We start from the raw sequence: 11753 nt of genomic DNA on the forward strand, positions 1-11753 counted from the left end.
CACGAAGGGGCGGCCCCGGTTGATCCGGGCCGCCCCTTCGTCGTCCCTCAGCCCAGTCCCGGCCGCACCGGTTGCGTACCGTCGCACCGTGTGTACCTGGTGCGAAGGTACGCAATTGCTGCGGCTGTGTGGTCCTTCAGGGTCGGGTTGTCCGATGCCCTGGGCACAGTCCCGGCCGCACCGTTTGCGTACCTTCGCACCGTGTATACGTGGTGCGAAGGTACGGGAGGGGTGCGGCGGGGCCGTGCAGTCCGCGGTCCGCGGCCGCGTCGTGCTACGGGCGACCGTGGACTTATCCCCAGGCTGAGAACCGGATCAATCGTTGTCCACAGGCCGAACAGGTCGGGTCTGTCATCTGCAGTGTGGAGGTATGAGGGACCTTCTCCTGGCACGCGATCTGGCGGCCGACGGTATTGATCACAACGAGCTTCGACAGATGCGACAGCGCGGCGAGATTCGCCGGATCCGCCGCGGTGCTTACAGCGATTCTGCCGATCAGCCGCTGCTGGACGAGCACCGCCTGCTGATCCGAGCCGCCGCCGCAGTCACCGAGTCCGACTCGGTGGTCAGTTTCGGATCGGCCGGAGTGCTGCACGATCTGCCGGTCGAACCGGACGCGTACCGGCGAGTGCACCTGACCCGGAAACGCAACAGCGGTGGGCGGATCCGGCGTGGGGTGCACGTGCACGTCGCGCCGTTGGGCGACTCGGAGATCGTCGATCTTGCCGGCATTCCGGTGACGAGCCTCGATCGGACATTCGTCGACCTGGCGAGGACGACGAGTCTGCAGGACGGTGTTGCCATCGGCGATGCCGCTCTGCGCAGGGGAATGGACATGGGCTCGGTCACAGACCAACTGGAGGCGGCGAACTATCGCCGGGGCATCCGCAAGGCACGTCGAGTCGCCTCGATGCTCGACATCCGTAGTGAGAGCGTCGGCGAATCCCGGAGCAGGCTCGTGATGATCGAGCAGGACCTGCCGCGACCGGAGCTCCAGGTCGAGTTCAACGGCGATGACGGGTTCGCGGCGGCCGTCGACTTCTACTGGCACGAGTTCGACGTCATCGGGGAATTCGACGGCAAGATCAAGTACGGCCGACTGCTCCGCCCGGGCGAGGAACCCGGCGACGCCGTGTTCCGGGAGAAGCAACGCGAGGACCGGCTGCGTGAGATGGGCTTCATCGTCGTTCGCTGGACGTGGGACGATCTCTTCACCCCCGGGCTGCTGGCTGCCCGCATTCGACGGGCCTTTGCCCTTGCTCGCCGGGCTCATTGACATCGTGCTGATTGACTCACACGTCGCGACACCGGCGCACTTCGCACCCCCTGCGTACCTTCGCACCCCGCACACAGGGTGCGAAGGTACGCAAACGGTGCGGCGGGAATGGGGTCTGGCGGGCGGGCGGGGCGTGCGGTGGGAGCATCTCGCAGGCTGATCGGGACGTGGCGGCGACGAGTGCGGGGTGCGAGTATTGCAGTATGAGATCTGCGTATCAGGATGCGGACACGCGGGTGGGGGTGAGCCGGCGTTGGGCGATGCTCGGGGTCGGGCTGCTCGACCAGGCCGTCAGCGCGTACTTCGTGCACGGCGCAGCATTTCTGATTCCCGAGCTCAACCGCCACGGGTTCACGCTGGCGCAGGCCGGTGCCCTGGTGGCGGCACCGACGATCGGCATCATGCTGACGTTGATCTTGTGGGGCACGATCGTCGATCGGTACGGCGAACGGCGGGCCTTGATCATCGGACTGTCGCTGACGGCCGCGGCAGCCGTCGGCGCGGCGTTGGTCGGTGGGCAGAGCGGGTCGACAGTCGGCGCCGGGCGGATCGCCGGCCTGGCGCTCTTCCTCGGACTCGGTGGAATGGCGGCCGCCAGCTGCAATGTCGCCAGCGGTCGGATCGTGGTCGGCTGGTTCCCGGCGCACCGGCGCGGGCTGGCGATGGGGATCCGGCAGATGGCCCAGCCGCTGGGGGTCGGGATCGCGGCGCTCACCGTACCGACCGTCGCCGAACGATTCGGGTTGGGTGGTGCGTTGTGGCTGCCCGCCGGTCTGGCCGTGATCGCCGTGCTGGCGACGGTCATCATCGTCATCGACCCGCCGCGCCCGTCGAAGAAGACCGCCGGTGATACCGGTCAGCTGAACAATCCGTACCGCGGATCGCGCTTCTTGATCAGGATCCATGCGGTCTCGGTGCTGCTGGTGGTGCCGCAGTTCACGGTCTGGACGTTTTCCCTTGTCTGGTTGGTATCCGACCGAGGCTGGTCAGCTGCGTCCGCAGGTCTGCTGGTGGCCGGAACGCAGTTCCTCGGAGCCTTCGGACGGATCGGCGCCGGCCAACTCTCCGACCTGGTCCGTAGCCGGATGCGTCCGTTGCGATGGGTCGCGATCGCCGCCGCTGTCACCATGGGTCTGCTCGCGCTGCTTGATCAACTCCACTCCCCGGTTGCGGTGCTGCTGATGGTGGTCGCGTCAGTGATCACTGTCGCCGACAACGGACTGGCGTTCACCTCGATCGCCGAGACGGCGGGACCGTTCTGGTCGGGTCGGGCACTCGGCGCGCAGAACACCGCGCAGTTCCTCACTGCCTCGGCCGTCGGCCCGGTCGTCGGCGCGCTGATCGGTGCCGTTGGCTTCCCGCTCGCGTTCGCGGTCGTCGCCCTCTGCCCGGTGGCCGCTGCGCCGCTGGTGCCCGGCGATGCCGCTGCCGATCGCCACCGTACCAATCGCTCCGAGCGGTCGGCCCGATCCTGAACTCAGCCCGGATCGATGGATCCAAGCTCAGCTCGGCAGCGAGCTTCGCCGATGGACCGGGGCGAAGAGCCGCGCGGCGTACGGGGCGGCCTCGGCGATCGAGGGCAGCCGGGCGAGCACCTCGGCGACCCGGTCCTCGTCAGGGTGCGGCGACCGCCAGAGCAGATCGATGCCGGCAGGAGTGAACGGAGTCCTGGCAAACGAGGACAGCGCCCAGTCCGCCTCGGTTGCCAGCATCCGCCAGCGGCTGCTGGTCCAGCGGGTGACGGCACCGAGCCCGCGCCAGATCCAGCCGTCGCCCGAGTCATCGGTGGTACGGCTGTCCACACCGATCACGACCTGGTCCCGGCCGGCGCGGCGATAGGTCACGGTGTCGGTCACTCGACCGTCCGGTAGCGGGGTATAGCTGATCGCCGGATCGGTCCGGGTCCGCCAGAACGGCAGGCTGGTGCGGACCACGTACCAGGTGCCGTTCATCTCCGGTCCGGGATCCGGCGGTTCCGGCGGAATGATCATGGTCAGGAGAGCTGGGATTCGCGGACCCAGGCCAGATAGTCGTCGCTCACCTTGCCGGTCACGTACTCGCCGGTGAAGCAGCTGACGTCCAGCTCGGTGATCGGCGAACCCTCGGTGATCGCGGACTGCAGGTCGTCGATCTCGGCGTAGATCAGTCGGTCGGCGCCGAGTTGATCACTGATCTCGGGGATCTTGCGATTGTGCGCGATCAGTTCCTCCGGAGACGGCATGTTGATGCCGTACACGTTCGGATAGCGGACCGGTGGAGCGGCGGAGGCGAAGCTGACCTTGTTGGCGCCGGCCGCCCGGGCCAGCTCGATCACCTGGGAGGAGGTGGTGCCGCGGATGATCGAATCCTCCACCAGCAACACGTTCTTGCCCTTGAACTCACTGCTGATCGGATTCAGTTTCTGCCGCACACTGCGCCGCCGGGTCGCCTGCCCGGGCATGATGAAGGTCCGGCCGACGTAGACGTTCTTGTAGAAGCCCTCGCGGTATTCGATGCCGAGGTTCCGGGCGACCTGCATGGCCGACGGCCGGGCCGAGTCGGGGATACACATCACGACGTCGATATCGCCCAGCGACATGTGCTCGCGGACCCGGGTGGCGAGTCGGTCACCCATCCGCTGTCGGGCCTCGTAGACCGAGATGCCGTTCATGATCGAATCGGGCCGGGACAGATAGATGTACTCCAGCGCGCAGGGCACCAAGCGGGTCTGCTCGGCACACTGGGCGGCGAAGAACTCCCCGTTCTGGCTGATGAAGATCGCCTCGCCGGGCTCGACGTCGCGGACCACCGCGAAGCCGGAGGCCTCGAGGGCAACCGACTCCGAGGCGATCATCCACTCGGTCCGACCGCCGGTGTCGCGACGTCCGATGATCAACGGCCGGATCCCGTACGGATCCCGGAAGGCGAGCAGCCCGTAACCGGCGATCAGGCTGACCACCGCGTACGACCCCTCGAGCCGTTGCTGGGTCTGCCGAACCGCGGCGAAGATCTGCTCCGGCTCGAGCTCGATCCCACTGATCTGCGACTGCAGCTCGGTGGCCAGCACGTTGAGCAGCAACTCGGTGTCACTGGTGGAGTTCACATGCCGCCGGTCGATGTGGAACAGGGCGTCGGCCAGCTCACGGACATTGGTCAGATTGCCGTTGTGCACCAGCGTGATGCCGTACGGCGCGTTGACGTAGAACGGCTGCACCTCGCGCTCGTTGGCCGCGTCGCCGCGGGTGGTGTAGCGGACGTGGCCGAGGCCGACGCTGCCGAGCAGGGACCGCATGTCCCGGGTCCTGAACGCCTCCCGCACCTGGCCGCGGGTCTTGGAGGAGTGGAAGGTCGGGCCGTCCATCGTGACGATCCCGGTCGCGTCCTGGCCGCGGTGCTGTAGTTGCAGCAGGGCGTCATAGATCTGCTGGTTGACCGGATCGGAGGAGACGATGCCGACGATGCCGCACATGTGCTGACTTGCTCCTGCAGGTTGGAAGGCCGCTGTCGGTCAAGTCTCCCATCGAGCTGCCGTCGAGCTCGCATCGAGGTGCTGCGGACGTCCGATCGCGCGGCGGAGATCGGCACAGACTTCGGCGATCGGACGCTCGGCGTCGATCCGTCGGACATCCGGTCGCTCGATCGTTTCGAGCACCCGCCGGACGTCGCGAAGCTGCGGCTGGTCGAAGAATTCCGTTGCCGATGGATACCGTACGGGGTCTCGGCGGTGGCGCTGCTCCAGCCGCCGGATGCAGGTCGCCGGCGAACACTCCAAGATGACCGGCTGCGGCCGCACCCCGGTCCGCCGACCGATCGCATCCAACGCGTCCCACTGGAACTGCCAGCCAAGACTGCAGTCGATGATCACCGAACACCGGTGACCGACGATCTCCTCGGCCACGGCGAACAAGGTGGCATATCCGGCGCGGAACGCCAGCGACGACAGGCCGGAATCGCTGCCGTGTTGGACCAGCACGTCCTTGATCGTGTTCCCGAACAGGTCCGATGCCAGCACCGGGTAGCCGAGCTCGGTCGCGACGATGCCGGACACCGAGCTCTTTCCCGAGCCGGGGAATCCGCCGACGGCGATCAGCTGTGCCTCGGTCTGCGGCATCGGAACCCCTTTGCGACGGCCTGTCTCCCGCAGGCTACGCCCGGTTCGCCACGGCTCAGACGGTCAAGGTCAGGATACTCAGCGAGTGCGGCGGGAAGGTCCAGGCGCCATCGACACCGGCCACCTCGCCGTGATCGATGACGGTCACCGCGTCCGGGCGATCCAGCGTGTTGGCGGTGTCCGGATCGTCGACATCGCCACCCAGGCAGCGGATCCGTGCGGTACGCGGCAGCTCGCCGTTGTCGTCCAGCAGCACCTTCGCGGTGATCGTGTCGGTCCGGTTCCGGTTGATCACGGCGAGCCGCAGCGACCCGTCGCCGGCCCGGGTCGCGGACACGTCGAGATCGGGGATGGTCCCCGGCGCGGTACGGAAGCTGCCGTCGGAGTTGCGGACGTCGCCGAACCGGACCGATCCGTTGCGGGCAGGACCGCGGACCTCCGAGGCCAACGCCGTCCGGCCGGTCTGCTCCCGGTAGAGCTTCCAGACGTGAAAGGCCGTGGACCGTACGGCGCCGCCCGGCCGACCGACCACGATCCCGTTGGCGTTGACCAGGTTGACCGCGTTGGTCATCGCGAACGGCGCAGCCAGTCCGGCCGTCCGGTGGGTGGCGTTGAAGACGCCGGCGTAGAACAACGCATCGGTCAGCGTCCGCGGATCCCACCGGTTGACCCGGTAACCGGTCGGCTCGGCATCATCGCTCGGCAGCGAGCGGGGAGCGGTGCCACCGTCGTCGCCCGGCTGCGGTTCGGGCCAGTGGTTCGGCTCGACGTGCCGGATGTTCCACTCGTCCATCACCAGCCGTGGCGGTCGGTCCAGCCCGGCCCGGTCGGACAGCTCGGAGACCAGTGCGGCGTAGGACTGCAGCTCGGTCTCGAAATGCACATTCTGGGACAGCGCGTCGTCGTAGTCGGCCCGGTAGAGCCGGGTGTTGGCGCCGTACAGATGCATCGACAGCATGTCCAGCTGCCGACCTGCCCGCTGCAGCAGTTCACGGGTCCAGTGCTCCTGGTCCTCGTGCTGCCCGCGTTGGATGCCGACCCCGATGGTGATGATGTCCGGGTCCACCGACTTCATGAACATCGCGTGCTCGCGGGCATCCCGGGCATATTGCTCGGCGCTGCGGTTGCCCATCTGCCACGGCCCGTAGACCTCGTTGCCGACGCCCCAGTAGCGCACTGACCAGGGCTGTTCGCGGCCGTTCCTGGCGCGCTGTCCGGCCAACGTCGTCCCGGTGGCATTGGTGTATTCGACCCAACGGACCGCTTCGTCGACGTCGCGGGCGCTGTGTGCGAGGTAGGGCCGGCCGCCGATCGCCTCGCACCAGGCCAGGAACTCGTCGGTGCCGAACCGGTTGGTCTCCCTGCTGCCCCAGGCCAGCTCCAGTCGGGTCGGGCGGTCGTCCTTCGGGCCGATCCCGTCGGTCCAGTGATAGGCGGAGGTGAAATTGCCGCCCGGCCACCGGATCGGTGCCGGCATCAGCTCCTGGCACAACTCGAGCACGTCGGCTCGCAGCCCCTGCAGCAGGCCGGGATCGGGAAGCGACAACGGCGACCCCTCGTCCATCACGCCGCCCTCGATGTTCCCGAAGAACGCCGACTCCAGGAAGTGGCCGTAGACGTCGTCGTCGATGGTGCCGACCGGATGGCGGGTATCGATCTTGATGGTGGCGTTCGGATGGGTGGCGTTCGGATGGGTGGCAGGGATTGCGCTGCTCACGATGCTGCTGCACTCCTTGATCAGATGGGACGAGTTGATCGGATGGGGGTCACTGCTTGACGGCACCGGCGATGCTGTCCACGAACCGGCGTTGCAGGACGACGAAGACCGCGATCACCGGGACCAGCGAGATCACCGCGGCCGCGGCCATCCCGGACCAGTCGGTGCTCTGCTCGCTGACGAACACGGTCATCCCGACCGCCAGCGTACGCAGTTCGGGGCTGCTCAGGGTGAACACCAACGGCAGCAGGTAGACGTTCCAGGCGAACAGGAAGGTCAGGATGAACACGGTCGAGGTGATCGGCCACGCCAGTGGCAGCATCACCCGGAAGAAGACGGTGATCGGTCCGGCGCCGTCCAGTTCGGCACACTCCTCGAGCTCCTTGGGCAGCTTGGCGAAGTAGCCGGCATAGAGCAGGATCGCGGTCACGTGCCCGCCCGCGCCGAGGCCGAGGATCACCCCGAGGTGGGTGTTCAGCAGGTGCAACTGGTCGGTCAGCTGGGTGATCGGAATGATCGTGTAGCCCTCCGGGATGAAGAAGGTGATCAGGAAGATCGCGATCAGGACCCGCTTGCCGGCAAAGTTGCGTCGACCCAGGACGTAGCCGGCCAGTGCACTCCGGATGATCACCAGCGCGACCGTACCGAAGGTGATGATCACCGTGTTGATCATGTAGTGCGCGAAGCCGACCTCGGTCCAGGCGTGCAGATAGTTGTCCCAGCGGAAGCGGTCGGGAATCAGCGAGAGGCCCTTGCCGAACACCTCGCTGCCGGATTTCAGCGACGCCGAGACCAACCAGATGAACGGGTAGATCCAGACTGCCGCGATCAACGCCAGCACCACACCGGTGATCACGGTGCGCAGTCGTCCGCGGGTGTGGATCCGTGGTCGAGAGGGCTGTGCGGTGCTGTCGACGGAGGGCGCGGTCCGGGGCAGGGTTGCCGTCATCAGGCCCCCATCCGTCGCCGCGCCCAGCGGACGCCGACCGCCTGACCGACGGCGATGATCATGGTCAGCAGTCCGAACAGCACCGCCGCGGCCGAGGCGTAGCCCAGCTGCGGGACGGTCGCGCCGAATGCGGTCCGGAAGATGTAGATCTCGATCACCTCGGAGGAGAACGACGGGCCGCCACCGGTCAGGGTCTGCATCAGATCGAAGACGTTCAGTCCGGAGACGGTGTCGATCAAGGTGATGATCACCAGGAACGGCAGCAGCAGCGGCAGCGTGATGTGCCGGAACTCCGCGACCGGGCCGGCGCGGTCGATCAGCGCCGCTTCGTGCACGTCCTGCGGCACGGTCTGCAACGCCGCCAGCCAGTAGATCAGCGTGATGCCGAGCCACTTCCACACCCAGACGGCGATTCCGGCGTACAGCGAGGTGCCGGAGGTCGCGACGAAGTTGACCGGGTCCTGCAGCAGACCAGCCTTGATCAACGCTGCGTTGACCGGACCGCTGCCGTCCAGGATCAGGGTGAAGACGATGCCGACGATAGCGCCGGTGGTGACCACCGGCAGGAAGAACAGCGTCCGGAAGAAGCCACGGAACGGCGTCCTGGCCGAGTTGAGCACCAGGGCAAGCAACAGCGCCAACCCGACCCGCAGGGGTACGGCGATGATCAGGAACAGCAGCGAGTTGCCGAAGGCGTTCCAGAACAGGTCGTCGGACAGCAGCCGGCTGAAGTTCTCGATGCCGATGAAGGTGCCGGCGTCGGCGAAGCCGGGCCAGTCCAGGAAGGCGTACCACCAGGACGCGACCAGCGGATAGACGGTGTAGCCGCCGTAGCCGAGCACCGTCGGCAGCAGGAAGAGGTAGATCCACCAATTGCGTCGCAGGTGCCCGCGTTTGCGTGATGTCCCGGCCGTCGAGCGGCGAAGATCACCCAGAGCGGCGGTCATCGCTGCTCGTAGGACTCGGGCGTGTAGTCCGCGGACCGATCCCAGTTGCCGAAGACCCAGGCCTCGGCGCCGATCTTGGTGCCCTTCTTGCTGACCACGGCGCACGCGCGATCGCGTTCCTTGGTCATCTCGTCGTCCAGCTTCTGCAACGCGGCCTTGTAATCGGACTTCTTGTCGGTCAAGGCGGTCTGGACGATCTCGCCGAGATCGGGATGGACGTCGCGCATCGATGCCAACACCTGCGCGACCGCGGGATTGCCGACCTCCGGCGCCGGCGCGATCCGGACGTCGTCCTCCAGGTATGTCACGTTCTTCTTGTAGGTCGGGTGCGCATCGGAGGCGGCGACCTGATCGAGCAGCACCGGCGGCACGTCCATCGTCTCGGCCAGCTTCTTCTGCACCTCGACCGTGCTCAGCCGGAGCATCACGTCGGCGGCGATCTTGGCATGCTGGGAACTGCTCGCAACCCAGAACGGGCCGCCGGCCGGACCGCTGTAGACGAAGTTGCGCTTGGTCTGCGGCGTCGGCACGTGCCAGACGCCGATGCCGCGCTCGATCGACTCGGGCTCGTCGACGTTGAGGCCGCCGATGATCCAAGCACCCCAGGGATAGACGGCGACCTGGCCGGCTGCGAACCGGGCCCGGGCGTCCCGTGGTCCCATCGACGGCGAGGACGGGTGCACCGACTTGTCGGCCTGCAGGGCCAGCAGATAGTCGATCGCGTCCAGGAACGGCTGGCTGGAATAGGCGTACTCACCGGTGTGCCAGTCGATCGGACCGGCAGCACCGGCCGTCTGGGCCAGTCGGGTGACGAGCGCCTCCAGGTAGCCCGGTTCCTTGCCCGGAAGCACGATCCCGTACACGTCGTCGGTCTTCTTGGTCAGCGTGCGGGCCGCCGACCGTAGGTCGTCCCAGGTCGCCGGTGAGCTGTCCGGGTCGACGTCGGCGGCCTTCAGCAGCTCGGTGTTGGTCCACGGGATCGCGTCGTGCACCCGCCCGCTGAACACCGGGAAGGTGTAGATCTTGCCGTCGAAGCGATGGATGCCGTCGTAGAGGAAGTCTGCCACCGGGCTGCCGGCCACGTCGGCCAGGTCACCGATCGGCTGGAACCACTTCTCGTCGACCAGGGCCGCGGCGGCGGACTCCAGGCCGGCGGTGGAGAACACGTCGGGCAGCTGATTGCTGCGCTTGGCCAGCTGCAACGCCTGCCCGAGGTCGGCCGCCTCCATCTCGCGGCGGGTGATCTTCACCCCGGCGTGCTCCTTCATGTAGCCGGCGAAGATGTCGGATTCGAAGAGCTTGGTCAGCGGCCGGTACTGATCCCACCAGGCGATGCTGCCGGTGTCGCCGCCCGCCTGCCCGGCGGCCTTCTCGCTGGTCTGGCCGCCGCCGGTACACGCCGACAAGGCGACTCCGGCTCCTGCCGTCGCCGTCAGGCCGAGCAGACTCCTGCGGCTGAAGCCGGCAGCCCGGCCCGAAGATCCTTGGTTCGTCATTGGTGGCTCCCTCGTCGCCGGTGCCGAGAATGGTAGCGCTACCATTCGAGACGACCAGAATAGGAAGCCGTGCGAAGTCGCGTCAAGGGTTCGGCGGCGTCAGGTTGTGAGCGTCGTGCGGGGTGCCGTGGTGCTCTGCCGGACCACCAGCTCGGGGCGCAGCAGCCGGGTGGACCAGTCGGGTTCGTTGCCGCGGACGCTGTCCACCAGGAGGTCGACGCAGCTGCGCCCGACGCCCGCGAGATCCTGCCGCACCGACGTCAGCGGCGGGGTCAGATAGGCCGCGACCTCGGAGTCGTCGTAGCCGACCACGCTGAGGTCGTCGGGTACGGTTCGGCCGAGTTCGGCGGCGGCGCGGAGCAGGCCGATCGCCATCTGGTCGTTGGCGGCGAAGACCGCCGTGACGCCGGGATCGGCGAGCAGCTCCAGCCCGGCGCGGTAGCCGGACTCGGCCGACCAGTCGCCGGCAGCGGGCTCGGGGATGTCGCGGCCGTGCCGGCGCAGCGTCCGCTGCCAGCCCTCGCGGCGGCGTCGGGACGGATAGGAGTCGGCCAGCCCGGTGACGTGATGCACCGTCCGGTGGCCCAGGTCGAGCAGATGCTCGGTCGCTGCGATCGCCCCGGCGCCGTGGTCGACGCCGACTGCCGGGTAGCCGATGTCCGGTGCGCCCTCGGCGACGACGACCGGCAGATTGCTCGGCAACCGAAGGTTCGGCGTATCCAGGATCCGGGCCTCGACCACGATCAGGCCGTCGATCGCGAGGCTGGTCAGGCGCCGGATCGCAGCCTGCAGGGATGCGTCGTCGGCGGCGTCAAGGGTGGCGACGTTGGCTGCGTACCCGGCGAGCTGGGCCTGCCGGATGACCGCGTCGGCGATGTAGAGGTTGCCCACCTTGGTCAGGTCGAAGGCGATCAGTCCGATGGTGCCGAAGCGGCCGGTGGCCAGCGCCCGGGCTGCGGTGTTGGCGCGGTAGCCGAGCTCGGCCATCGCCTGCTCGACCCGCTGCCGGGTCTGCGGGCGGACCGAATCCTGGCCGTTGACGACCCGAGACACGGTCACCGGCGCGACGCCGGCCCGGGCTGCGACGTCGGCGACCGACGGGTGACCGAGGCGGCGGCGCTCGCCGGGATGACGGGGCATCCGGTCCTCCCTCGGGTTGCGCTCGGGACAGCTGTCTGCTGCGGAATCGTAGCCGCTACCCGTTCTGCGGTGGGGTCGGCGGACACGGAGTCGTGGCACGGTTGACCCGATCGGAATGGTAGCGCTACCTTTCCGATC

General features: G+C 67.7%; 10 protein-coding genes. 2 read left to right on the plus strand and 8 right to left on the minus strand.

Annotation, left to right across the window (positions count from 1 at the left end; genetic code table 11):
* The first annotated feature begins 370 nt into the window (after window positions 1-370).
* Window positions 371-1276 carry a hypothetical protein gene (locus BLU38_RS18230; protein WP_091526901.1) on the plus strand — a complete coding sequence of 302 codons (906 nt, stop codon included), beginning with the start codon at window positions 371-373 and terminating at the stop codon, window positions 1274-1276.
* A 203-nt stretch (window positions 1277-1479) separates the two neighbouring features.
* Window positions 1480-2751 (plus strand): MFS transporter, encoded by a 1272-nt coding sequence (locus tag BLU38_RS18235; protein WP_197679768.1) that lies wholly within the window; start codon window positions 1480-1482, stop codon window positions 2749-2751.
* 27 nt (window positions 2752-2778) lie between these two features.
* Here BLU38_RS18235 and BLU38_RS18240 read toward each other — a convergent pair whose 3' ends face one another.
* From BLU38_RS18240 to BLU38_RS18275, 8 genes are all read right to left on the minus strand, one after another.
* Entirely contained in the window at window positions 2779-3267 is a 489-nt protein-coding gene (locus tag BLU38_RS18240) for a hypothetical protein (RefSeq protein WP_091526903.1), read from the minus strand.
* A gap of 2 nt (window positions 3268-3269) precedes the next feature.
* On the minus strand, window positions 3270-4724 hold the full coding sequence (purF, locus tag BLU38_RS18245; protein ID WP_091526904.1) for an amidophosphoribosyltransferase: 1455 nt from the start codon (window positions 4722-4724) through the stop codon (window positions 3270-3272).
* 39 nt (window positions 4725-4763) lie between these two features.
* Window positions 4764-5366: an AAA family ATPase gene (locus BLU38_RS18250; RefSeq protein ID WP_091526905.1), complete on the minus strand. Its 603-nt coding sequence runs from the start codon at window positions 5364-5366 to the stop codon at window positions 4764-4766.
* Window positions 5367-5421: 55 nt separating this feature from the next.
* Window positions 5422-7083, minus strand: coding sequence for an alpha-L-arabinofuranosidase C-terminal domain-containing protein (locus BLU38_RS18255; RefSeq protein ID WP_231919910.1), 1662 nt, complete (start codon window positions 7081-7083; stop codon window positions 5422-5424).
* Window positions 7084-7132: 49 nt separating this feature from the next.
* Entirely contained in the window at window positions 7133-8032 is a 900-nt protein-coding gene (locus BLU38_RS18260; RefSeq protein ID WP_091526906.1) for a carbohydrate ABC transporter permease, read from the minus strand.
* Window positions 8032-8979, minus strand: coding sequence for a carbohydrate ABC transporter permease (locus BLU38_RS18265; RefSeq protein ID WP_091526907.1), 948 nt, complete (start codon window positions 8977-8979; stop codon window positions 8032-8034). The genes BLU38_RS18260 and BLU38_RS18265 overlap by 1 nt, the downstream gene beginning before the upstream one ends.
* The gene (locus BLU38_RS18270; RefSeq protein ID WP_157683544.1) at window positions 8976-10475 is read right to left on the minus strand and encodes an ABC transporter substrate-binding protein; all 1500 of its coding nucleotides are present in this window, start codon (window positions 10473-10475) and stop codon (window positions 8976-8978) included. Before BLU38_RS18270 ends, BLU38_RS18265 begins: the two co-directional genes overlap by 4 nt.
* A 99-nt stretch (window positions 10476-10574) precedes the next feature.
* Window positions 10575-11615, minus strand: a complete 1041-nt coding sequence (locus BLU38_RS18275) for a LacI family DNA-binding transcriptional regulator (protein WP_091526909.1) — start codon at window positions 11613-11615, stop codon at window positions 10575-10577.
* Window positions 11616-11753: the final 138 nt, after the last annotated feature.

Origin of the sequence: Microlunatus soli, assembly GCF_900105385.1 — a bacterium.
Taxonomy (GTDB): Bacteria; Actinomycetota; Actinomycetes; order Propionibacteriales; family Propionibacteriaceae; genus Microlunatus; species Microlunatus soli.

Bases quoted from the DNA above. Each gene is read 5' to 3' on its own strand.
- BLU38_RS18230 (WP_091526901.1), top strand. From the start codon at position 371: ATGAGGGACCTTCTCCTGGCACGCGATCTGGCGGCCGACGGTATTGAT.
- BLU38_RS18235 (WP_197679768.1), top strand. From the start codon at position 1,480: ATGAGATCTGCGTATCAGGATGCGGACACGCGGGTGGGGGTGAGCCGG.
- BLU38_RS18240 (WP_091526903.1), bottom strand. From the start codon at position 3,267: ATGATCATTCCGCCGGAACCGCCGGATCCCGGACCGGAGATGAACGGC.
- purF (WP_091526904.1), bottom strand. From the start codon at position 4,724: ATGTGCGGCATCGTCGGCATCGTCTCCTCCGATCCGGTCAACCAGCAG.
- BLU38_RS18250 (WP_091526905.1), bottom strand. From the start codon at position 5,366: ATGCCGCAGACCGAGGCACAGCTGATCGCCGTCGGCGGATTCCCCGGC.
- BLU38_RS18260 (WP_091526906.1), bottom strand. From the start codon at position 8,032: ATGACGGCAACCCTGCCCCGGACCGCGCCCTCCGTCGACAGCACCGCA.
- BLU38_RS18265 (WP_091526907.1), bottom strand. From the start codon at position 8,979: ATGACCGCCGCTCTGGGTGATCTTCGCCGCTCGACGGCCGGGACATCA.
- BLU38_RS18270 (WP_157683544.1), bottom strand. From the start codon at position 10,475: ATGACGAACCAAGGATCTTCGGGCCGGGCTGCCGGCTTCAGCCGCAGG.
- BLU38_RS18275 (WP_091526909.1), bottom strand. From the start codon at position 11,615: ATGCCCCGTCATCCCGGCGAGCGCCGCCGCCTCGGTCACCCGTCGGTC.